Raw genomic sequence first — 21,774 nt, forward strand, 5'->3', positions numbered from 1 at the left:
CCGTGCCGTCCCCGTCCGCACCCCTCCCGGCCGCCGTGCCGGTGCCGGTCGTCCTCGCCGAGGGCGCCGTGGCGCCGTCCTACGCGCAGCCCGGTGACGCCGGGGCCGACCTGGCGCTGACCGAGGACCTCGAGCTGGCCCCGCACCAGCGGGCGCTGGTGGGCACCGGGGTGGCGGTGGCGATCCCCGAGGGGTACGCCGGGTTCGTGCACCCGCGCTCCGGCCTGGCCCACCGGGTGGGCCTGGGCATGGTCAACGCCCCGGGCACCATCGACGCGGGCTACCGGGGCGAGATCAAGGTCAACCTGGTCAACCACGACCCCGAGCGCACCATCCGGCTGCGCCGTGGCGACCGCATCGCCCAGCTGGTCGTGCAGCCGGTGGTGCAGGCGGAGTTCCGGCCGGTCGCGGAGCTGCCGGCCAGCGCGCGCGGCACCGGCGGGCACGGCTCCACCGGCGGGTTCACCGCACCGACAGCGACACCGACGCAGACAGAGGGGCAGGCCTGACATGCCGTTCGGACGACGGCGCAACCGGATCGAGCGCAGCGTGCGGGAGCGGGGCGTCCCCCCGGAGCCGCAGGTGCGCGAGCGGCCGCACGAGGAGACCACCGGCCCCTTCGACGAGACCGACGCGCCCGAGGACGGCGTGCAGCGCGTCGACCTCGGGTCGCTGCGGCTGCCCGCCGTCCCCGGCATGGAGCTGCGGGTCGACGTCAACCAGGCGCAGAAGGTGATCGGCGCCAGCCTGCGCTCCGGCGACTCGCTGCTGCAGGTGTCGGCGTTCGCCGCGCCCCGCGCCGGGGGCATCTGGGAGGGCGTGCGCGCCGACCTGGTGACCAGCGCCCGGGGCCAGGGCGGCACGCTCACCGAGCAGGACGGGCCGTTCGGCCCCGAGCTGGCCGGCGTGGTCACCGCGGCCGCGCCGCCGCAGCCCGGGCAGACCGCCCCCGCGGCGCCGGTGCGGCGGGCCGCCCGGTTCATCGGCGTCGACGGCCCGCGGTGGTTCCTGCGCGGGATGATCTCCGGCCCCGCCGCGGAGACGCCCGAGGCGGGGAAGGCCCTGGAGGACGCGTTCCGGCGCATCGTCGTCGTCCGCGGCACCGAGCCGATGCCGGTGCGCGAGCAGCTGCCGATGACGCTGCCCGCGCAGGCCGCCCAGCAGGTCGCCGCCCAGCAGGCGGCGCAGAAGGGTGTGGCGCAGCAGTCGGGGCCACCGGCGGGCACCGGTCCTACCCTGGAGGCGTGACCGAGACCCGTCCGAAGGGCTGGCTGGCCCAGAAGCTGGCCAAGCTGACCGCCGACGACCAGACGATCGACGCGCAGGAGCTGCAGTCCGACGTCGTCAGCTCCGGCTGCGAGCCGGTGAGCATGTGCCAGAAGGGCAAGGTCGTCGCGGTGACCGGCCGGCTCAAGTCGGTGGTCTACACCCCGCGGGAGACCGTGCCCACGCTGGAGGCCGAGCTGTTCGACGGCTCCGGCTCGGTCACGCTGGTGTGGCTGGGCCGCCGGCGCATCCCCGGCATCGAACCGGGCCGGTCGCTGACCGCCCGCGGCCGGTTCGCCTCCTTCGAGGGGCGCAAGGTCATCTACAACCCCTGGTACGAGCTGAGCGCCGGGTGAGCTCTGCGCAGGGGCGCAAGCCGGTCTCCTTCGACCGGCACCTGGTGCTGGAGCAGCTCGGCGGCTGGCGCGGGATGGTCGACGTCTCGCTGCCCACCGTGGCCTTCGTCGTCGCCAACGGGATCGGCGGGCTCACCGTCGGCATCTGGGCCGCCCTGGTCGCCGCGGTCCTGGTGTTCGGGCTGCGGCTGCTGCGCAAGGAGAGCGTGCAGCAGGCGGTCAGCGGGCTGATCGGCGTCGCGATCGCCGTCGCCATCGCGCGCGCCTCCGGCGAGGCCCGGGACTTCTTCGTGCTCGGCCTGGTGCGCAACGCCGCGCTCGGCGTCGTCCTGCTGGGGTCGGTGCTGGTGCGCTGGCCCCTGGTCGGCGTCGCGGCGGAGTTCCTGGCGCCCAGCCACCTGGGCTCGATGGCCGACCACAGCGTGGGGGGCAAGCTCGCGGGGCGGCTGCGCGCCCGCGGGGCGGCCGTCGTCGAGGCGGCCGAGCAGGCCGCCGGGCCCGACGAGGGGACGGCGGCCGAGCGGGAGCCGGACGCCGCCCCGGAGCGGCACTGGCGCGACGACCGGCGGGTGCTGCGCGCCTACACCTGGCTGACCGTGCTGTGGGCGGGCACGTTCCTGGTCCGCTTCGCCGTGCAGGGCGTCCTGTACTGGCAGGACCAGGTCACCCTGCTGGGCACCATGTCGGTGGTGCTGGGCCTGCCGGTCACCGGCGCGGCGCTGGTGGTCACGCTGTGGGTGGTGGCGCGGCTGCACCGCCACCGCACGGCCGACAGCTAGGCCGGCCTCCCGGAGAGGACCTCCTGCAGCTCCTCCTCGACGTCGCCGTGCATGACGAACAGCAGCTCGTCGCCGGCCTCGAGCGGCTCGTCGGGGGAGGGCGTGATGACCCGCTCGCCGCGCAGGATGGCGGTGAGCACTGTCTCCCGCGGCAGCGGCACGTCGCGCAGCGCTCGGCCCACCCAGGGGGTGTCCTCGGCGAGGGTGATCTCGGTGAGGTTGGCCGCGCCCTTGCGGAAGCTCATCAGCCGGACGACGTCGCCCACCGTCACCGCCTCCTCGACCAGCGCGGCCAGCACCCGCGGGGTGGAGACGGCGACGTCGACCCCCCACGCCTCGGTGTAGAGCCACTCGTTGCGCGGGTCCTTGACCCGGGCGACGACGCGGTTGACCGCGAACTCCGTCTTGGCCAGCAGCGAGACGACCAGGTTGGCCTTGTCGTCGCCGGTGGCGGCGATGACGACGTCGCAGGTCGCCAGCTGCGCCTCCTCGAGCGCGGTGACCTCGCAGGCGTCGGCCTGCACCCACTCGGCGCCCGGCACGGCCTTGGCGCGCACCTTCGAGGCGTTCTTCTCGATGAGCATGACGGCGTGGCCGTTGCCCAGCAGCTCCCCGGCGATCGAGCGCCCCACGGCGCCGGCCCCCACGATGGCGACCCGCATCAGTGGTGCCCTCCTTCGGGTGCGTTCTCCACGACGTCGTGCACGGCGGTGGCGATCTCGTCGGTGGCCGCGACCACCAGGTGGTCCCCGGCCTGCAGCACGGTGCCCGAGTGCGGCAGCTGCGCCTCGCCGAAGCGGACCAGCCAGGCCGCCCGGGCGCCGGAGGCGCGCTCGAGCTCCTTGAGCGGCCGGCCGACCCAGCCGTCGGTGACGGTGACCCGCATGAGCAGCACGGTGCCGGTCGGCTCGCGCCAGATCTCGGTGACCTTGACGCTGAGCAGCTCGCGCATCAGCCGGTTCACCGTCCACGGCACGGTGGCGACGCTGGGGATGCCCATCCGCTCGTAGACCTCGGCGCGCTTGGAGTCGTAGATGCGGGCCACGACGTGCTCGACGCCGAAGGTCTCCCGCGCCACCCGGGCGCTGATGATGTTGGAGTTGTCGCCGCTGCTCACCGCGGCGAAGGCGCCGGCGGAGTCGATGCCGGCGTCCAGCAGCACCTGCCGGTCGAAGCCGAGGCCGGTGACCTGGCGGCCGTTGAACTCCGGGCCCAGCCGGCGGAAGGCCTCGGCGTTCTGGTCGATGACCGCGACGCTGTGCCCGATCTTCTCCAGCTTGCGCGCGATGGCCGATCCGACCCGGCCGCAGCCCATGACGACCACGTGCACGTGCGCTCCTGCGGGGTCCAGCCGCCCGGCGCGGACCGCCGTGGCGTACAGGCCGCGAAGCTACACGTGTGCGCGACCCCACCGGCGCGGACGCGGTGGGGGCCTCCCGCGTCCGTACCATCGCCGCGTGCCTTCGCTGTCCGACCTCGGGCAACTCCCCAAGCGCCTCGTGCTCGGCCGCCCGGTCCGCAGCGACAAGGCCGGGGAGTCCCTCCTGCCCAAGCGGCTGGCGCTGCCGATCTTCGCCAGCGACCCGCTCTCCTCCGTGGCCTACGCCACCCAGGAGATCCTGATCGTGCTGACCCTGGCGGGGACGGCGTTCCTCTTCCTGGCGCCGTGGCTGGCGGTGGCCGTCGTCCTGCTGCTGGTCGTGGTCGTGCTGTCCTACCGCCAGGTGGTGCACGCCTACCCCTCCGGCGGCGGGGACTACGAGGTGGCGGCGAAGAACCACGGCCGGTTCGCCTCGCTGGTGGTGGCCAGCGCGCTGCTCACCGACTACGTGATGACGGTGGCGGTGTCGGTCGCCTCGGGCACCGACAACATCATCTCGGCGTTCCCGCAGCTGGCCGAGCACCGGGTGCTCATCGCCGTCGGGCTGGTGGCCTTCCTGGCCGGGGCGAACCTGCGGGGCCTGCGGGAGTCGGGCAAGGGCTTCGCGGTCCCCACCTACCTGTTCGTGGCCGGGATCCTGGTCATGGTGGTGACCGGGTTCGTCCGGTACTTCTTCACCGACGCCTCCCTGGTCGCCGAGAGTGCCGGGTACTCGATCACCCCCGAGCCGGAGTACGGCGACCTGGCCGGGGTGGCCCTGCTGTTCTTCGTGCTGCGTGCGTTCGCCTCGGGCTGCACCGCGCTGACCGGGGTCGAGGCCATCGCCAACGGCGTGCCCGCCTTCCGGCCGCCGAAGTCGAAGAACGCCGCGACCACCCTGGCGCTCATGGGCGGCATCGCCGCCGCCATGTTCGCCGGGGTCACCGCGCTGGCGCTGTTCGCGAACGTCAAGTACGCCGAGTTCCCCTGCGACCTCGAGGGGTTCGCCGACTGCGAGACCCAGCCGCAGCGCACCGTCATCGCGCAGGTGGCCAGCGCGGTGTTCGGCGGGGACAGCTCGGTGGGCTTCTTCTACATCCAGGCGACCACGGCGCTGGTGCTCATCCTCGCGGCCAACACCGCGTTCAACGGCTTCCCGCTGCTGGGCTCGGTGCTCGCGCAGGACCGCTACATGCCCAAGCAGCTGCACACCCGGGGCGACAAGCTGGTCTACAGCAACGGCATCCTGCTGCTGGCCGGGTTCGCCGTGGTGATGATCGTGGCCTTCGAGGCCGACTCCACCCGGCTCATCCAGCTCTACATCGTCGGGGTGTTCACCAGCTTCACCATCGGCCAGTGGGGCATGGTCCGGCACTGGAACCGGGAGATGAAGCTGGTCGAGGGCGCCGAGCGGGCCCGGATGCGGCGCTCCCAGGTGATCAACGCCCTGGGCGGGTCGATCACCACGATCGTGCTGGTGATCATCGTGCTCACCAAGTTCACCCGCGGCGCCTGGATCGTGCTGGTCGCGATGCCGTTCATCTACCTGCTGATGCGGCAGATCAACCGGCACTACACCCACGTCGCCGACCAGCTGGTGCCCAGCGGCGACTCCCGCACGCTGCCCGCGAAGGTGCACGCGGTCGTGCTGGTCAACAAGGTGCACAAGCCGACGCTGCGGGCGCTGGCCTTCGCCCGCGCGACCCGGCCCGACCAGCTCACCGCGCTCACCGTCAACGTCGACGAGGCCGACACCCGCGCGCTGCAGGCCGACTGGGAGCGCTACGACATCCCGGTGGCGCTGACCGTGCTGGAGTCGCCCTACCGGGAGATCACCCGGCCGGTCGTCGACTTCGTCAAGGACATCCGCCGGGACAGCCCGCGCGAGCTCGTGGTGGTCTTCGTGCCGCAGTACGTGGTCGGCCACTGGTGGGAGAACGTGCTGCACAACCAGAGCGCGCTGCGGCTGCGCACCCGCCTGCAGTTCCAGCCCGGCGTCATGATCACCACCGTGCCGTGGCAGCTCGAGGGCTCCCGCGACCGCGAGGAGGTGCTGCTGCGCCAGCCCGAGGGCCCGGCCCCCGGTGACCTGCGCCGCGGCTTCGCGGAGGACCCTGGCGAGAGATGAGCGACGACGGCGGTACCTGGGTCGGGCAGCGGTTCGAGGTGACCGTCGGGCCGGTCGCGCACGGCGGGCACTGCGTGGCCCGGCACGAGGGCCGGGTGGTCTTCGTCCGGCACGCCCTGCCCGGCGAGCGGGTCGTCGTGGCCGTCACCGAGGACCGGCACGCCGGCTACTGCCGCGCCGACGCCGTCGAGGTGCTCGACGCCAGCCCCGACCGGGTGCAGCGGCCCTGCCCCGCGTCCGGCCCGGGGCGCTGCGGGGGCTGCGACTGGCAGCACGTCGACCCCGCCGCGCAGCGCCGGCTCAAGGCCGACGTGGTCACTGAGCAGTTCGCCCGGCTGGCCGGGATGGACGTCGCCCTCGACGTCGAGGAGCTGCCCGGCGGCCCGCTGCGGTGGCGCTCCCGCGCCCGGTTCGCCGTCGACCGGTCCGGGCGCCCGGGTCTGCGCCCGCACCGCTCCCGCGACGTCGTCGTCCTCGAGGACTGCCCGATCACCGTCGAGCCCGCGGTCGAGGCGGTGCTGGGTCGCCGGTGGGACGGCGCCGGGGCGGTCGACGTCGCGGTCGACTCCGTCGGCGGGGTGACGACCACCGTGCTGGACCGGCGTGGGCACGCCCGCTCCACCAAGGTGGCCCGGCCGACCGGGGCCGGGGCCACCGGGTCGCGCGCGGAGCGCAAGGCCTGGCACCGCGACTGGCAGGTCGAGGGCACCGGCTTCTGGCAGGTGCACCCCGCCGCGGCCGACGCCCTGGTCGGCGCGGTGGCCGGGTTCGTCGGCGTCCGGCCGGGGGAGCGGGTGCTCGACCTGTACGCCGGCGCGGGCCTGTTCGGCGGGTCGCTGGCCGCCGGGGTCGGCACCGGTGGCCAGGTGGTGTGCGTGGAGGCCGACGCCGGGGCGTGCGCGGCCGCCGCGGACAACCTGGCCGACCTGCCGCAGGCCGAGGTGTGGCAGGGCGACGTCGACGGCGAGGGCCTCAGCGGGCTGCTCGCCGAGCTGGACGGCCCGCCCGACGTCGTCGTCCTCGACCCGCCCCGCTCGGGCGCCGGCCGCGAGGTCAGCACGGTGCTGGCCGCCTCCGGGGCCCGCGCGGTGGCCTACGTGGCGTGCGACCCTGCGTCGCTGGCCCGCGACGTCGCGGTGTTCGCCGCGGCCGGCTGGCGGCTGGCCGGGCTGCGCGCCTACGACGCCTTCCCCATGACGGCGCACGTGGAGTGCGTCGCCCTGCTGGTGCCCGGTGATCAGCCGGTGGCCAGCCCCGAGAGGTCGTAGAGCTTCGTCGTCCCGGCCGGGACCTGCCGGCCGTGGCCCTGCACCCAGGCCAGGATGCGGGCCGCGTCGGGGCCGCCGCCGGTGCCGCCGACGTAGTAGTGGATCCGGTGCGCGGCGACGTCGGCGGTGAACTGGTCGAGGGTGATGTCGGGGTCCTGCCCGGAGAAGCCGCCGATGTCCATGACGGGCGAGCCCACGGCCAGCTGGATGGATGCACCGTGGTGGCCGGTCGTGGCCGCGACCCAGGTGTAGCCGTCGCCACCGGACTCCAGCAGCTGCAGCGCCCGCGGGTCGACGCCGGCCCCGTCGTGCGGCCCGACCCGCCAGCCGGCCGCGGTGACCGGCGGCGGGGTGGCGTAGACGTTGCTGCTCTGGTTGACCGCCGCGGCGGTGCTCACCGACCAGGTCAGCGGCGCCAGGGTCAGCGCCAGGGCCGCCGCGCCGAGGAACACCCGCGGCCGGCCGGCCCGCCAGGCCACCAGCCCGCCGAGGACGACGGCGCCGAGGACGCCGGCCAGCACGGCCGCGGCCCCGGGGTGGTGCCAGTGGTACTGCGCGTCGACGGCGGTCCACCCCGCGCCCAGCACGACCCCCACGGCCAGCACCGCCCGCCCGGCCCGGCCGCGGCGCCACAGCAGCGTGCCGCCGAGGGCGACCAGCGCGGCGATGGCCGGCGCCAGCTGCACCGCGTAGTAGCTGTGCTCGATGCCCTTCATGGTGCTCAGCACCCCGGCGGTGACGGCCAGCCAGCCGCCCCACATCACCAGCGCACCGCGCACCCGGTCGGTGCGGGCGGCCCGCGCGGTGACCACCAGCCCGGCGACCAGGGCCAGCACGGCCAGCGGCAGCAGCCAGCCGGCCTCGTCGCCGCCGGAGCCGACGAGGCGCCAGACCGAGGTCGCCGTCCGGTGCAGCCCGCCGCCGCCGGACATCTCGTCGCCGTCCAGCCGGCCCAGGCCGTTGTAGCCCAGCGCCAGGCTCAGCGGGTCGTCGTCCTTGGTGCCGCCGACCCAGGGCCGGTCCGCGGCGGGCACCAGCCGCACGGCCAGCACCCACCAGCCCGCCGCGACCACCAGCGCCGCCCCGGCGCCCAGCAGCTGCAGCACCCGCCGGCCCAGCCGCGGGGGGCCGGCCAGCAGGTAGGCCGCCGCCAGCCCCGGCAGCACCAGGAAGGCCTGCAGCGACTTGGTGAGGAAGGCGACGCCGAGGAAGGCCCCGGCCAGCAGCAGCCAGCGGGTGCGGCCGTCCGCGACCGCCCGGCCGACCGCCCAGGCGGCCAGCACGCACAGCAGGGTGAGCAGCGCGTCGGGGTTGTCGTAGCGGAACATCAGCGTGACCACGGGGGTGACCGCCAGCAGCAGCCCGGCCAGCACCCCGGCCCACGGGCCGAGCACCCGCCGCACGGTCGCGGCCAGGACGGCGACGGCCAGCACACCCATGAGCGCCTGCGGCACCAGCAGCGACCAGCTGGACAACCCGAACAGCCGCACCGACAGGCCCATCACCCACAGCGCCGCCGGTGGCTTGTCCACGGTGACCGAGCCCGGGGCGTCGGAGGCGCCGAAGAACCAGGCCGACCAGCTCTGCGACCCGGCCTGCGCGGCGCCGGCGTAGAACGCGTTGCCCCAGCCCGAGCGCGGCAGGGCGACGGTGTACAGCGCCGCGGTGCCGGCGAGCAGCGCGACCAACGCCAGCCGGTGGGCCGGGGGGCGGCGGCGGGTGCGCGCGGGGGCGGGCCCGGTGGCCGGCGCGGGGGCGTCGAGCAGGGTGGTCACGGCTGAGGACGGTGTGCCCGGATGCTGACAGGGAGCTCCGGGCCGGCTGTGGACCAGCCCCGGATCGACTGTCCGGGGGATGTGCAGCGGCCTCACAGGTCGCCTCCCGGGACCTCCCAGCCCGCACCACGACGGTGCCGGGTGTCGATCGAGGAGGATCCCGTGCTCAGCCACCTGTGGCGTTGGTTCATCGCCCTGCACCTGGTCACCGGCCCGCTCTACCAGGCCCTGGTGGCCACGCTGTTCGTCGGTCTGGCCGTGCTCCTGGTCGCCCACCGCCGCCGTCGCTGGTTCACCCGCCGGGTGCCGCTGGCGCTGCTGGCCGCCGCCGTCCTGCTCGGCATCGCCCAGCTGGTCCTGGTCGTCACCAAGCCCTTCCCGGACGGCCTGCCGTGGCTGGTGCCGCTGTGGATCGGCCTGGGCCTGCTCGGCATCACCCTGGCCGTGGCCGGGTGGTCCGGTCAGCGCTGGTGGCGCCGCGGCATCACCGTGCTCGCGCTGGTGGGCGTGCTGCTGGGCGCGGCCAACGCCGTCAACGCGGTCTACCAGCCCTTCCCGACGGTCGCCGCGGCCCTGCAGCTGCCGCCCTACGACCAGGCCGACGCGCAGGACGTGCTCACCACGGCCACCGTCTCGCCGGACAGCCTGGCCGACTGGACGCCGCCGGCCGGGATGCCGTCGACCGGGGCGCTCGCCCAGGTCACCATCCCGGCCACCGCGTCGGGGTTCCCGGCCCGCCCGGCCTGGGTCTACCTGCCGCCGGCCTACCTCAGCTCCGACCGGCCCGACCTGCCGGTGTGGGTGCTGCTCGGCGGCCAGCCGGGCAGCCCGCGCGACTGGATCGACGGCGGCCAGCTGGCCCAGCGGCTGGACGACTGGGCCGACGCCCACCACGGCCTGGCGCCGGTGGTGGTGATGCCCGACGACCTGGGCGGCGAGGGCAGCAACCCGCTGTGCATGGACTCCGCGCTGGGCAAGGCCGACACCTACCTGTCGGTCGACGTCCCGGACTGGATCGCGAAGAACCTGCAGGTGGACACCGACCACAGCCACTGGGCCGTGGGCGGGTTCTCCTACGGCGGCACCTGCGCGCTGCAGCTGGCCACCAACCACCCCGACCTGTTCCCGACCCTCTTCGACGCCTCCGGCCAGCGCGCCCCGACGCTGGGCAGCGCGAGCAGCACGCTGGCGGCCACCTTCGGCGGCCGGGAGGCCCCCTTCGACGCGGTCGACCCGCTGCACCTGCTGGCCGCGCACCGGTACCCGCAGCTGTCGGCCTACCTGGTCGTGGGCGAGGACGACGCCGACTACCGCCCGCAGCAGGAGGAGGTCGTCACGGCGCTGAAGGGGGCCGGCGTCTCCGTCACCTCCACCGAGCTCCCCGGCAGCCACTCGTGGGACGTCTGGGGCCCAGGGCTGCAGGGCGCGCTGCCGTGGCTGGCCCAGCACACCGGGCTGCCGGCATGAGCGCCGCCGCCCCCCGGGGGTGGGCGCTGCTGCGGCGGCTCCCGGTCACCGCGGGGCTGCTCGTCGTCCTGCTGGTCGGGGCACCGCTGGGCACGGCGGCGGCCCTCGGGACCGGCGGCGGGCCGCTGGCCGCCGGACGGTGGTGGACGCTGCTGACCGCCGGCCTGACCGTGGCCACCCCGGCCGGGACGGCGATCACCCTGCTGCTGGTCGCGGGCCTCCTGGGCACCGTCGAGCACCGGGTGGGCAGCGCCCGTGCGCTGGCCGCGCTGGTCGGCGGACAGGTCGCGGCCGGGCTGGTGGGCACCGCGGCCGCCGCCCTGCTGGCCGCCACCGGGGACCGCTGGGGCGGGCTGCTGGTCGGCGCGCTCGTCGTCGGCCCGCTGCCCGGCGTGCTGGCCGCGGTGGCCGCGGCGTCGGCGACCGCGACCCCGCTGGCCCGCCGCCGGGTGCGGGTGGTGCTGAGCACCGGGCTGGTCATGCTGGTGCTCTACGGCGGCACCGGGGGCGACGTGCACCGGTTGGCCGGCTGGCTGGTCGGCCTCGCCGCCGGTGAGGTCGCCCGGCGCGGCCGCGGCCGGCTGCGCGAGCACGCACCGGTCAGCCGCCGGGAGTCCCGCGCCCTGGTCGCACTGGTCGTCGCGGCCGCCGCCGTCGGCCCCCTGCTGGCCGCACTGGCCCGCACCTCCGCCGGGCCGTGGTCGGTGCTGTCCCACCTGTTCGTCGCCGGTTCCCCGGACAGCGGGCTGGTGCGGCAGGTGTGCAGCACCACCGGCGAGGCCGCCGACTGCCGGGTGCTCACCGGCCGGGCCCACCTGGCCGGCCTCGGCCCCACCCTGCTGTCGGCGTTGCCGGTGCTGCTGCAGCTGGTGCTCGCCGAGGGCCTGCGCCGGGGCCGCCGGGCCGCCTGGGTGGGCGCGGTGCTCTTCACCGCGGCGCTGACCGCGGTGGGCGCCGCCGTCGTCGTGGCGGTGCTGACCCGCCCCGCCGACGCGCTCACCGTGCTGGGCACCCCGCGGGCCGGGCTGCCGGTCGTCGCGGTGTGGGCCCCGCTGGTGGCGCCGCTGTCCCTGCTGGTGCTGCTGCTGGCCACCCGCGGCCGGTTCGCGGTGCCGGCCGCACCGGGCACCGCCCGCCGGTGGGCCACCCTGGCCGGCGGCGGGCTCGCCGCGGTGGTCGTGCTGTACCTGGGGCTCGGGCTGCTGCTGCGCGGGGAGTGGGCCACCCCGGCCACGCTTCCCCGGCTGCTGCTGGACCTGCCCGCCCGGATGCTGCCCCCGGGCTGGCTGGGGGAGGTGCTGCCCCGGCTGGCCCCGCTGCGCGGCACGGCGCGGGTGCTGGCCAACTGGACCGGTGTCGCCTGCTGGGCGGTGCTCGTCGGCTCGGCCTGGGTGGTCGTCCGGCCGGCCGTGCCCAGCGGCGACGCCGCCCGGGCCCGCGCCCTGGTCGACCGGGACGGCGACACCGCGCTGTCGTTCATGACCACCTGGGTGGGCAACCGCTGGTGGTTCACCGCCGACGGCCGGGCCGTCGTCGCCTTCCGGGTGGTCGGCGGCGTCGCGCTGACCACGGGTGACCCGGTCGGCCCGCCGGGTGCCCGCGCCCGCGCGGTGCCGGAGTTCACCGCCTGGTGCCAGGCCCGTGGCTGGACCCCGTGCTGGTACTCCGTCACCGACGCCGTCGCCGAGGCGCTGCCCGGCGCCCGCCGGCTGCAGGTGGCCAGCGAGACCTGGCTGCCGCTGGGGTCGCTGGCCTACACCGGCAAGAAGTGGCAGGACGTCCGGACGGCGGTCAACCGCGCCGCCCGCGACGGCGTGCAGGCGCTCTGGGTCACCTGGGCCGACGCACCGCTGGCGCTGCGCGAGCAGGTCGCCCGGTCCTCGGAGGAGTGGCTGGCCGGCAAGGGCCTGCCCGAGATGGGGTTCACCCTCGGCGGCCTCGACGAGCTGGAGGACCCCGCCGTCCGGTGCCTGCTCTCCGTCGGTCCCGACGGCCACGTGCACGGCATCACCAGCTGGCTGCCGGCCACCCGCGACGGCGTCCGGGTGGGCTGGACGCTGGACCTCATGCGCCGCAGCCCCGGCTGCCCGCCCGGCACGATGGAGTTCCTCGTCGGCACCGCGGCGCTGACCTTCCAGGAGGAGGGTGCGGAGTTCGTCAGCCTGTCCGGTGCGCCGCTGGCCCTGCCCGCCGGCAGCGCCGACGACCCGCTGGCCCGGCTGCTGGAGGCCACGGGCCGGCTGATGGAGCCGGTCTACGGCTTCCGCTCGCTGCTGTCGTTCAAGGCGAAGTTCCAGCCCCAGCACCGGCCGCTGTGGCTGGTGCACCTGGACACCGCCGACCTGCCCCGGATCGCCCGCGCGGTCTCGCAGGCCTACCTGCCGCACCTGTCGCCACGGCAGGCGCTGCGGCTGGGCCGTGCCCTGCTGCACGGACGGCGCCCGCGGCCCGCGCCGGCGCCGCAGCCGGCCGAGCCGCCCCGCGAGCTGGTCGGGTCGGGGCAGCGGTGACCCGACGGGCGGTCGTGCTCGGGGCCGCGCTGCTGGCCGTCGCCGGCTGCGCGGGCCAGGTCGCGCCGCCGACCGCGGCACGGGGGACGCCGGCCGCGGCCGACCCGGTGGCCGTGGTGGCGGTGGGGGACTCCATCACCGAGATGGACAGCCCCGACTTCGACGCCGGCCGGATCGGCCGGGGGTCCTGGGCGTGGTGGGCCGTCGGGCACGGCGTGGACGTCCTCGGCGGCTGGGCGCACGCCGGGGCGACCACCGACGACATGCTGGAGGGGGTCGAGAACGCCGGCGTGGGCGACCCGCACCCCGACGTCCTGGTGCTCATGGGCGGCAACAACGACATCGACTGGGGCATCCCCGCCGAGGACACCCTCGACGACCTGGTGCAGGTCGCCGCGCTGGTGCACGCCCACCGCGTGGTGCTGTCCGCCGTCGCCCCCGAGGACGGCCTCGGCGAGCAGACCCTGGCGCTGGACGCCCGGCTGGCCACGCTGGCCCAGCAGCGCGGCTGGCTGTACGTCGACCCGATGACCGGCTGCCGGGACGCCGACGGCGACTACGCGCCGGGCACCACCCTGGACGGCGTGCACCCCACCGAGCAGGCCGCCGCGGCCATCGGCGCGGCGCTGCACGAGGCGCTGGCCGACCCCTCCGGCGGCGCCGCGGCGGGGCAGACTGGGTGACGTGCCCGCCGCCGACCGCCCGCCGCCCGGGCGGGACGGCACCGCGCCGCCCGGCTGGCCGGAGGAGGTGCGCCCGCCCGGGGCCCCCGACTGGGAGCGCACCGCGGTCGCCTGGCTCTACGACCTGGTGCCGCCGGAGTACCGCAGCCACGAGGTGCTGCGCCGCTACCCGGTGCTGCTGGCCCGCTTCGCCGGCGACCACGTCACCGCCGGCCTGGAGGCGGCCCGCGCGGGCTGGCGCACCGTGCGGGTGGAGCTGGCCGGCGAGCTGCCGCCGGAGGCGATGGAGGCGGCGATGACCGCCTACGAGCGCGAGGGCACCCGGCTGGCCGCCGCCGCGAAGGGCGTGGCCCTGGTCGGGGCCGCGCTGCGGGGCGAACGGTGGAACCCGAAGCTGTGAGCCAGGCACCGCGGCTACCCTCGGGTGGTGTCCCTGCTGCGCGACCTGACCGGCCCGGCCGACCTGCGGGCACTCGCCCCCGACCAGCTCCCGACCCTGGCCGCCGAGGTCCGTGACGCGCTGGTCACCAGCGTCGCCCGCACCGGCGGGCACCTGGGGCCCAACCTCGGCGCGGTCGAGCTGACCATCGCGGTCCACCGGGTCTTCGACTCCCCGCACGAGCCCGTCGTCTTCGACACCGGCCACCAGTCCTACGTGCACAAGCTGCTCACCGGCCGGCTCGAGGGGTTCACCGGGCTGCGCCAGCGCGGCGGGCTGTCGGGCTACCCGGCGCGCGCGGAGAGCGAGCACGACTGGGTGGAGAACAGCCACGCCTCCACGTCGCTGTCCTACGCCGACGGGCTGGCCAAGGCCTTCGCCGTCCGCGGCGACGTCCGGCCCGTGGTGGCGGTCATCGGCGACGGCGCGCTCACCGGCGGCATGGCCTGGGAGGCGCTGAACAACATCGCCGCCGCCCAGGACCGGCCGGTGGTCATCGTGGTCAACGACAACGGCCGCTCCTACTCGCCGACCATCGGCGGGGTCGCCGACGCGCTGGCCAGCCTGCGGCTGCGGCCGGGCTACGAGCAGGCCCTCGACGCGGTCCGGGCCTCGGTCACCCGCACCCCGGTGGTCGGCAGTGCGCTCTACGACGCGCTGCACGGCATCAAGAAGGGCCTCAAGGACGTGCTGGCCCCCCAGGGCATGTTCGAGGACCTCGGCATGAAGTACGTCGGCCCGGTCGACGGCCACGACATCGCCTCGCTGGAGTCCGCGCTGCGCCGGGCCCGCGCGTTCGGCGGACCGGTCATCGTGCACGCCCTCACCGTGAAGGGCTTCGGCTACGCCCCCGCCGAGCGCGACGAGGTCGACGCGTGGCACGCCACCGGCGCCTTCGACCCCGACAGCGGGGTCAGCGCGGCCACCGCCGGCCGGGACTGGACGACGGCGTTCTCCGACGCGCTGGTCGAGGCCGGCGCGCAGCGGCCCGACGTCGTGGCCATCACCGCCGCGATGCTGCACCCCACCGGCCTGGCCGCCTTCGCCGCCCGGTTCCCCGAGCGCACCTTCGACGTCGGCATCGCCGAGCAGCACGCGCTGACCTCGGCCGCGGGCCTGGCGATGGGCGGCCTGCACCCGGTGGTGGCGGTCTACTCCACCTTCCTCAACCGGGCCTTCGACCAGCTGCTCATGGACGTCGCGCTGCACCGCCAGCCGGTCACCGTGGTGCTGGACCGGGCCGGGGTGACCGGCACCGACGGCGCCTCGCACAACGGCATGTGGGACACCTCGATCTGCTCGGTGGTGCCCGGCCTGCGGATGGCGATGCCCCGCGACGAGGCCACCCTGGTCGAGGAGCTCGACGAGGCGCTGGCCGTCTCCGACGGGCCGACCGTGGTGCGCTTCCCGAAGGGCTCGGTGCTGCCGTCGCTGCCGGCGCTGGAGCGGGTCGGCCCGGTCGACGTGCTGCGCCGCGGCGCCTCGGCGGAGGTGCTGCTGGTCGCCTGCGGGGCGATGGTCCCGGCCGGGCTCGCCGCCGCCGAGCGGGCCGGGAAGCAGGGCATCGAGGTCACCGTCGTCGACCCGCGGTGGGTGCTCCCGGCGTCCCCGGAGCTGGTCGAGCTGTGCCGCGGCCACCGGCTGGTGGTCACGCTGGAGGACGGCGGCCGGTCCGGCGGGGTGGGGGAGACCCTCGCCGCCGCGCTGCGCGACGCCGAGGTCGACGTCCCGGTGCGCTGCATCGCGCTGCCGCAGGTGTTCCTGGACCACGGCAGCCGGGCCGAGGTGCTCGCCGAGCACGGCCTGACCGAGCAGGACGTCGCCCGCCGGGTGGTCGAGTGGGCCGCCCGGATCGCTGACCGCACCCCGTCGGAGGACACGCATGCTGATCGCTGAGATCCAGGTCGCCCCCAGCCCGCCCGGCACCGCCGAGGAGCCCTACGCGCACGTCAAGGCGGCGATCGCGGTGATCCAGGCGTCCGGGCTGTCCTACGAGGTGGGCGCGCTGGGCACCACGCTGGAGGGCGAGGCCGACCAGGTGTGGGCCACCCTGCGCGGGGTGCACGAGGCCATGCTGGCCGCCGGCGCGACCGCCGGGATCAGCCACATCAAGGTCGCCGAGGTCAACCGCACCATGGACTCCCTCACCGACGGCTTCCGGTAGCCCCCGCCCAGAGCTGCGCGGCGCGGGCGGCTGCGGCGGCCACCAGCTCGGTGAGCTCGGGTCGGTCGGGCACCGGGAAGGACGTGTAGGCGCCGCGCCCGCCGGCGGTGGGCCGGCCGTAGGCCTTGGCGGCGGTGCCGCCGTCGGGCAGCGGCCGCACGGTGAGGGTCTGCAGGGTGAACTCCTCGCCCCGCCGGACGTCGGTCCACCGCAGGTGCTCGGGGACCACCACGTTCAGCGCCAGCGCGACCACCTCGACGTCCACGCCGCCCAGCATGGCGCGCCCCGCAGCGGGGCGCACCGTGCTCAGAGCGCGCCGACCCGCCGCAGGTGGGGGCTGATGCCGCCGAGCCAGAACGGCCAGCCGGCACCCAGCAGCATGGCCAGGTCGATGTCCTCGACGGCCTGCACCACGCCCTCGTCCAGCATCAGCGCGATCTCCTCGGCCAGCGCCCGCTCCGCGTTCGCCCGCAGCTGCCCGGCGTCCGGCCCGGTGCCCGAGGAGGTGAACGCCTCGGCCAGCTCGGGGTCGACCACGCCGGGCTCGCTGAACACCGACGGCTTGCCGAGCTCGACCATCCGGCGCAGCCCGTCGCCGACGGCGAACCGGTCGGGGAAGGCCTCGTGCATCCGCTCGGCGACGTGCAGCGCCACCGGCGGGCCGACCAGCGACAGCAGCTCGAACGGCGTCATGGGCAGGCCCAGCGGGTCCAGGGCGCGCTCGGCGACCTCGACCGGGGTCCCGGCGTCGACCGCCGCGGTGACCTCGCCGAGGAACCGGGTGAGCAGCCGGTTGACCACGAACGCCGGGGCGTCGGCGACCAGCACGCAGGACTTGCCCAGCTGCCTGCCGACGGCGAAGGCGGTGGCCAGCGTGGCGTCGTCGGTCCGGGCGGCCCGCACGACCTCCAGCAGCGGCAGCACCGCGACCGGGTTGAAGAAGTGCATGCCGACGACCCGCTCGGGGTGGCGCAGCTGCGCCGCCATGTCGGTGATCGACAGCGCCGAGGTGTTGGTGGCCAGTACGCACGTGTCCGACACGACCGCCTCGACCTCGGCGAACACCTGCTGCTTGACCGACAGCTCCTCGAACACGGCCTCGACGACCAGGTCGGCGTCGGCGAACGCGGTCTTCTCCAGCGACCCGGTGACCAGGCCCTTGAGCCGGTTCAGCGCGTCGGGGGACAACCGGCCCCGGCCGGCCAGCTTCTCCAGCTCGCCGTGCACCCAGCCCACGCCCTTGTCCACCCGGGCCTGGTCGACGTCGGTGAGCACCACCGGCACCTGCAGCTTGCGCAGGAACAGCAGCGCCAGCTGGGAGGCCATCAGCCCCGCCCCCACGACACCGACCTTCGTGACCTTCCGTGCCAGGGCCTTGTCCGGCGCCCCGGCCGGGCGCTTGGCCCGCTTCTGGGTGAGGTCGAAGGCGTAGAGCGAGCTGCGCAGCTCCGGCGTCGTGATCAGGTCGGCCAGCGCCTCGTCCTCCGCGGCGGTGCCGTCGGTGAACGCCGCGTCGCGCGACAGCTCGAGCAGGTCCACGGCCCGGACGGCGGCCGGCGAGGCACCGCGGGTCCGCGCGGCCACGACCTGCCGGGCGCGGGCGATCGCGTCGTCCCAGGCGGCCGTGTCGACGGCCGGGCGGTCGACCGTGACCGCACCGGTGAGCACGCCGGCGGCCCACTCCAGCGAGCGCTCCAGGAAGTCGGCCGGCTCGAACAGCGCGTCGGCGATGCCCAGCTCCGCCGCCCGCGGACCCGACGTCATCCGGTTCTGCGACAGCGCGTTCTCGACGACCACCGTGACGGCGGCGTCGATGCCGATCAGCCGGGGCAGCAGCTGGGTGCCGCCCCAGCCCGGCACCAGGCCGAGGAACACCTCGGGGAAGGCCACGAACGCGCCCGTCGAGACGGTGCGGTGGTCGGCGTGCAGGGCCAGCTCCAGCCCGCCGCCGAGCGCCGCGCCGTTGACGAACGCGAAGGTGGGAACGGCGGCGTCGCGCAGCCTGGCGAACACCCGGTGGCCCTGGCGGGCGATCTCCAGCGCCTCGTCGCGGCTGCCGATGCGCGGGACGCCGGAGAGGTCGGCGCCGACGGCGAAGACGAACGGCTTGCCGGTGACGGCGATGCCCGCGACGTCGGCGGCGAGCGCCTGGTCCAGCGCCGCGTCCAGCGAGGCCAGCCCGCCCGGGCCGAAGGTGGAGGGCCGGGTGTGGTCGTGGCCGTTGTCCAGGGTGATCAGCGCCAGCGGCTTGCCGACCCCGGGCAGGTGGACCTGCCGCAGCAGCGCCCGGGTGACGACCTCGTCGGGGAACTGCTCGCTCACTTCGCGCCCTCCCAGGCCGGGTTCTCCCAGATGACCGATCCGCCCATGCCGATGCCGATGCACATCGCCGTCAGCCCGTACCGGACGTCGGGGCGCTCGGCGAACTGCCGCGACAGCTGCGTCATCAGCCGGACGCCGGAGGAGGCGAGCGGGTGGCCCACCGCGATGGCCCCGCCCCACGGGTTGACCCGCGGGTCGTCGTCGGCGATGCCGAAGTGGTCCAGGAAGGCCAGCACCTGGACGGCGAAGGCCTCGTTGAGCTCGAACAGCCCGATGTCGTCGATGGTCAGGCCGGTGCGGGCCAGCGCCTTCTCCGTCGCCGGCACCGGGCCGATGCCCATCACCTCGGGCTCGACGCCGGTGAAGCCGAAGCCGACCAGCCGCATGCCGATCGGCAGTCCGAGCTCGACGGCGACGTCCTCGGCGGCCAGCAGCGAGGCGGTGGCGCCGTCGTTGAGCCCGGCCGCGTTGCCGGCGGTGACGTGGCCGTGCGGCCGGAACGGGGTCCTGAGGTCCGCCAGCGCCTCGACGGTCGTGCCCGGGCGGGGCGGCTCGTCGGCGGTGGCCAGGCCCCAGCCCTGCTCGGCCGAGCGGGTGGCCACCGGCACCAGCTCGGGGCCGATCTTGCCGGCCGCCAGCGCGGCGGCGTACTTGTCCTGGCTGCCGACGGCGAAGGCGTCGGCGCGCTGCTTGGTCAGGTGCGGGTAGCGGTCGTGCAGGTTCTCCGCCGTCGAGCCCATCACCAGCGCCGAGGAGTCGACGATCTTCTCGGACACGAAGCGCGGGTTGGGGTCGACGCCCTCGCCCATCGGGTGGTGCCCCATGTGCTCGACGCCGCCGGCGATGGCGACGTCGTAGGCGCCGAACGCGATGCCCGACGCGGTGGTGGTCACCGCGGTCATCGCGCCGGCGCACATCCGGTCGATCGCGAACCCGGGGACGCTCTTCGGCAGGCCGGCCAGCAGCGCGGCCGTGCGGCCGATGGTCAGGCCCTGGTCGCCGATCTGGGTCGTCGCGGCGATGGCCACCTCGTCGACCCGGTCGGGCGGCAGCTGCGGGTTGCGGCGCATCAGCTCGCGGATGCAGCGCACCACCAGGTCGTCGGCGCGGGTCTGGGCGTACATGCCCTTCGGGCCGGCCTTGCCGAACGGGGTGCGCACGCCGTCGACGAAGACGACCTCGCGCAGGGAGCGGGACACGGGACCTCCGTGGGGGTGCGGGTCGCGGCGGGGACCGCGTCGCGCCACAAGTTACCCGTCGGTAACCCCGCGCCCGCCACCGCCCTCGGACCGCCCTCCGCGCCGGGGCGGGGTCCCGGGTCAGGCCAGCGAGGCGGCGTCCGCGAGCAGGTCGCGGGTCAGGTCGACCTGCCACTGCCGCGCCCCGCCGGCGCGCAGCGCGTCGGCGACCGTCCCCGGGGTGACCTCGGCGGGCGGGGACCACATGAGCCGGCGGACCAGGTCGGGGGAGAGCAGGTTCTCCACCGGCACCGACCACTGCTCGGCCAGCGCGGCGAGCCCGGCGCGGGCGGCCTTGAGGCGCTTGTCGGCGTCGGGGTCGCGGTCGGCCCAGCGGTTCACCGGCGGCGGTCCGTCGCCGGGCAGGCTGTGCGGCGGCAGCTGGTCCTCGGGGACGGCGCGGCCCTTCTGCAGCGCGCCGAACCAGGTGCCGGCGATCTTGCGGTTGGACCGACCGCGGAAGACCGGCAGGTCGGCCAGCGCCTCGACGGTCGCCGGGTCGGCGGCGACCGCGGCCACCATCGCGGAGTCGGGCAGCACCCGGCCGGGGGCCACGTCGCGGCGGCGGGCCAGCAGGTCGCGGGCCTCCCAGAGCGCCCGCAGCAGGGCCAGCTGGCGCCGGCTGCGCAGCGAGTGCATGCCGGAGGTGCGCCGCCACGGGTCGACCCGCGGGGCGGGCGGGCCGGCGGCGAGGATGGCCTCGAACTCCTGCCGCGCCCACTCGGTCTTGCCCTGCTCCTCGAGGATCGCGGCGAGGGCGTCGCGCAGCTCGACGAGCACCTCGACGTCCAGCGCGGCGTAGACCAGCCAGTCGGTGGGCAGCGGCCGGGTGGACCAGTCCGCCGCCGAGTGGCCCTTCTGCAGCGTGTAGCCCAGCAGCGACTCCACGACCGCGCCCAGCCCGACCCGGGGCAGCCCGGCGAGGCGGGCGGCGAGCTCGGTGTCGAACAGCCGGGCGGGCACCAGGCCGATCTCGGCCAGGCAGGGCAGGTCCTGGTTGGCCGCGTGCAGCACCCACTCGACGTCGCCGATGGACGCCTGCACGGGGGAGAGGTCGGGCAGCGGGACGGGGTCGACCAGCCCGGTGCCCGAACCTGCCCGCCTCAGCTGCACCAGGTAGGCCTTCTGGCCGTAGCGGTAGCCCGAGGCGCGCTCGGCGTCCACCGCGACCGGGCCGCTGCCGGCGGCCAGCGCCGCGGCGTAGTCGACCAGGGCGGTGGAGGTCTCGATGACCGGGGGCAGGCCGTCGCGCGGTGCCAGCAGGGGCACCGCGGTCGACTCCGCGGCGGGGACCTCGGCCGGCTCGGTCACGAGATCACCCCGCTCCGGATGCCCAGCGCCACCATGTGCGCGCGGTCGCCGGTGCCCAGCTTGCGCGCGATGCGGGCCAGGTGGCTCTTCACCGTGAGGGCGGACAGGTCCACCAAGTCACCGATCTCCTTGTTCGTGTGCCCCTCGGCGACCAGCCGGAGGATGTCGACCTCGCGGGCCGAGAGGTGGCCGGGGCCGTCGTCGGACGGGATCCGGGTGAGGCCGACGGCCAGGCTGCTGGCGATGCCGGGGTCGGCCCAGACCTCCCCGGCGATCGCGGCCCGCAGGCCCTCGGTCAGCACGGCCAGCGGCGAGGTCTTGAGCAGGTAGCCCTGCACCCCGGCGAGGAACGCCGCCCGCACCACGCCCGGGTCGGTGACCGCGGTCAGCGCCACCACCACCGGCCAGCCGTCGGCGCGCAGCACGGGCAGCAGCTCCAGGCCGCGGCCCGGTGGGCCGGGCACCGGGCCGGTGCCGTCGGGCAGGTCGACGTCGAGCACGCACAGCGCCCGTGGCCCGGAGACGTGCGCGCGCACCCGGGCCTCGTCCAGCCCGGCCGCCTCCTCGACGTCCCGGGCGCCCAGCGCGCGCAGCCGCCCGGCGAGCGCCTCGCGGACCAGGGGCGCCGGGTCGACGACGAGGGCGGTGGCGTCGGGGGGCAGCAGCGCACCGTCGGCACGCGTGTGTCCCAGGGTCACCGGCGGTCGC

Annotated in this window: 20 protein-coding genes; 12 read left to right on the top strand and 8 right to left on the bottom strand. The window is 75.9% G+C overall.

Annotation, left to right across the window (positions count from 1 at the left end):
• Nucleotides 1-2: 2 nt before the first annotated feature.
• The 4 genes from dut to BM158_RS13225 are packed head-to-tail and all read left to right on the top strand — an operon-like array spanning nucleotide 3 to nucleotide 2,401.
• Nucleotides 3-509, top strand: a complete 507-nt coding sequence (dut, locus tag BM158_RS13210; RefSeq protein ID WP_091559589.1) for a dUTP diphosphatase — start codon at nucleotides 3-5, stop codon at nucleotides 507-509.
• A gap of 1 nt (nucleotide 510) precedes the next feature.
• The gene (locus BM158_RS13215) at nucleotides 511-1,248 is read left to right on the top strand and encodes a DUF3710 domain-containing protein (protein ID WP_091559593.1); all 738 of its coding nucleotides are present in this window, start codon (nucleotides 511-513) and stop codon (nucleotides 1,246-1,248) included.
• On the top strand, nucleotides 1,245-1,622 hold the full coding sequence (locus BM158_RS13220) for an OB-fold nucleic acid binding domain-containing protein (RefSeq protein WP_091559596.1): 378 nt from the start codon (nucleotides 1,245-1,247) through the stop codon (nucleotides 1,620-1,622). The genes BM158_RS13215 and BM158_RS13220 overlap by 4 nt, the downstream gene beginning before the upstream one ends.
• Nucleotides 1,619-2,401, top strand: a complete 783-nt coding sequence (locus BM158_RS13225; RefSeq protein ID WP_229827420.1) for a DUF3159 domain-containing protein — start codon at nucleotides 1,619-1,621, stop codon at nucleotides 2,399-2,401. The genes BM158_RS13220 and BM158_RS13225 overlap by 4 nt, the downstream gene beginning before the upstream one ends.
• On the opposite strand, the gene BM158_RS13230 is transcribed toward BM158_RS13225, so the two are convergent.
• Both BM158_RS13230 and BM158_RS13235 read right to left on the bottom strand, forming a co-directional pair.
• A complete protein-coding gene (locus BM158_RS13230; RefSeq protein ID WP_091559600.1) occupies nucleotides 2,398-3,063 on the bottom strand; it encodes a potassium channel family protein in 666 nt (221 codons plus the stop codon). The genes BM158_RS13225 and BM158_RS13230 overlap by 4 nt on opposite strands.
• Entirely contained in the window at nucleotides 3,063-3,731 is a 669-nt protein-coding gene (locus BM158_RS13235; protein ID WP_091559603.1) for a potassium channel family protein, read from the bottom strand. Before BM158_RS13235 ends, BM158_RS13230 begins: the two co-directional genes overlap by 1 nt.
• A gap of 127 nt (nucleotides 3,732-3,858) precedes the next feature.
• On the opposite strand from BM158_RS13235, the gene BM158_RS13240 reads away from it, so the two are divergent.
• A complete protein-coding gene (locus BM158_RS13240; protein WP_091559606.1) occupies nucleotides 3,859-5,889 on the top strand; it encodes an APC family permease in 2,031 nt (676 codons plus the stop codon).
• The gene (locus tag BM158_RS13245) at nucleotides 5,886-7,157 is read left to right on the top strand and encodes a class I SAM-dependent RNA methyltransferase (RefSeq protein WP_091559609.1); all 1,272 of its coding nucleotides are present in this window, start codon (nucleotides 5,886-5,888) and stop codon (nucleotides 7,155-7,157) included. Before BM158_RS13240 ends, BM158_RS13245 begins: the two co-directional genes overlap by 4 nt.
• Here the strand turns inward: BM158_RS13245 and BM158_RS13250 are convergent.
• Nucleotides 7,127-8,932: a glycosyltransferase family 39 protein gene (locus tag BM158_RS13250; RefSeq protein ID WP_091559613.1), complete on the bottom strand. Its 1,806-nt coding sequence runs from the start codon at nucleotides 8,930-8,932 to the stop codon at nucleotides 7,127-7,129. The two genes, BM158_RS13245 and BM158_RS13250, sit on opposite strands and share 31 nt — an antisense overlap.
• A 162-nt stretch (nucleotides 8,933-9,094) precedes the next feature.
• Here BM158_RS13250 and BM158_RS13255 point away from each other — a divergent pair, with 162 nt between their 5' ends.
• The 6 genes from BM158_RS13255 to BM158_RS13280 are packed head-to-tail and all read left to right on the top strand — an operon-like array spanning nucleotide 9,095 to nucleotide 16,195.
• Complete coding sequence (locus BM158_RS13255) at nucleotides 9,095-10,399, top strand: alpha/beta hydrolase (RefSeq protein ID WP_207506558.1); 1,305 nt, start codon at nucleotides 9,095-9,097, stop codon at nucleotides 10,397-10,399.
• Entirely contained in the window at nucleotides 10,396-12,909 is a 2,514-nt protein-coding gene (locus tag BM158_RS13260) for a bifunctional lysylphosphatidylglycerol flippase/synthetase MprF (protein WP_091559620.1), read from the top strand. The genes BM158_RS13255 and BM158_RS13260 overlap by 4 nt, the downstream gene beginning before the upstream one ends.
• Nucleotides 12,906-13,592 (top strand): SGNH/GDSL hydrolase family protein, encoded by a 687-nt coding sequence (locus BM158_RS13265; protein WP_091559623.1) that lies wholly within the window; start codon nucleotides 12,906-12,908, stop codon nucleotides 13,590-13,592. The genes BM158_RS13260 and BM158_RS13265 overlap by 4 nt, the downstream gene beginning before the upstream one ends.
• Before the next feature lies 1 nt (nucleotide 13,593).
• The gene (locus BM158_RS13270) at nucleotides 13,594-13,992 is read left to right on the top strand and encodes a hypothetical protein (protein WP_091559626.1); all 399 of its coding nucleotides are present in this window, start codon (nucleotides 13,594-13,596) and stop codon (nucleotides 13,990-13,992) included.
• Nucleotides 13,993-14,019: 27 nt separating this feature from the next.
• Nucleotides 14,020-15,927, top strand: coding sequence for a 1-deoxy-D-xylulose-5-phosphate synthase (dxs, locus tag BM158_RS13275; RefSeq protein ID WP_091561156.1), 1,908 nt, complete (start codon nucleotides 14,020-14,022; stop codon nucleotides 15,925-15,927).
• A complete protein-coding gene (locus BM158_RS13280; RefSeq protein WP_091559630.1) occupies nucleotides 15,914-16,195 on the top strand; it encodes a thiamine-binding protein in 282 nt (93 codons plus the stop codon). Before dxs ends, BM158_RS13280 begins: the two co-directional genes overlap by 14 nt.
• Here the strand turns inward: BM158_RS13280 and BM158_RS13285 are convergent.
• The 5 genes from BM158_RS13285 to BM158_RS13305 form a co-directional block, all read right to left on the bottom strand.
• The gene (locus tag BM158_RS13285) at nucleotides 16,176-16,460 is read right to left on the bottom strand and encodes a hypothetical protein (protein WP_229827419.1); all 285 of its coding nucleotides are present in this window, start codon (nucleotides 16,458-16,460) and stop codon (nucleotides 16,176-16,178) included. The two genes, BM158_RS13280 and BM158_RS13285, sit on opposite strands and share 20 nt — an antisense overlap.
• 41 nt (nucleotides 16,461-16,501) lie before the next feature.
• Nucleotides 16,502-18,517, bottom strand: coding sequence for a 3-hydroxyacyl-CoA dehydrogenase NAD-binding domain-containing protein (locus BM158_RS13290; RefSeq protein WP_091559637.1), 2,016 nt, complete (start codon nucleotides 18,515-18,517; stop codon nucleotides 16,502-16,504).
• Nucleotides 18,514-19,716, bottom strand: coding sequence for a thiolase family protein (locus BM158_RS13295; protein ID WP_207506566.1), 1,203 nt, complete (start codon nucleotides 19,714-19,716; stop codon nucleotides 18,514-18,516). The genes BM158_RS13290 and BM158_RS13295 overlap by 4 nt, the downstream gene beginning before the upstream one ends.
• Before the next feature lie 120 nt (nucleotides 19,717-19,836).
• The gene (locus tag BM158_RS13300; RefSeq protein ID WP_091559640.1) at nucleotides 19,837-21,066 is read right to left on the bottom strand and encodes a ribonuclease D; all 1,230 of its coding nucleotides are present in this window, start codon (nucleotides 21,064-21,066) and stop codon (nucleotides 19,837-19,839) included.
• Nucleotides 21,063-21,764 carry a response regulator transcription factor gene (locus tag BM158_RS13305; protein ID WP_091561163.1) on the bottom strand — a complete coding sequence of 234 codons (702 nt, stop codon included), beginning with the start codon at nucleotides 21,762-21,764 and terminating at the stop codon, nucleotides 21,063-21,065. The genes BM158_RS13300 and BM158_RS13305 overlap by 4 nt, the downstream gene beginning before the upstream one ends.
• Nucleotides 21,765-21,774: the final 10 nt, after the last annotated feature.

It is taken from the genome of Klenkia taihuensis, assembly GCF_900112525.1.
Classification (GTDB): Bacteria; Actinomycetota; Actinomycetes; order Mycobacteriales; family Geodermatophilaceae; genus Klenkia; species Klenkia taihuensis.

Coding starts and splice junctions, on each gene's coding strand:
- BM158_RS13215 (WP_091559593.1), top strand. CDS start 511: ATGCCGTTCGGACGACGGCGCAACCGGATCGAGCGCAGCGTGCGGGAG.
- BM158_RS13230 (WP_091559600.1), bottom strand. CDS start 3,063: ATGCGGGTCGCCATCGTGGGGGCCGGCGCCGTGGGGCGCTCGATCGCC.
- BM158_RS13245 (WP_091559609.1), top strand. CDS start 5,886: ATGAGCGACGACGGCGGTACCTGGGTCGGGCAGCGGTTCGAGGTGACC.
- BM158_RS13260 (WP_091559620.1), top strand. CDS start 10,396: ATGAGCGCCGCCGCCCCCCGGGGGTGGGCGCTGCTGCGGCGGCTCCCG.
- BM158_RS13280 (WP_091559630.1), top strand. CDS start 15,914: ATGCTGATCGCTGAGATCCAGGTCGCCCCCAGCCCGCCCGGCACCGCC.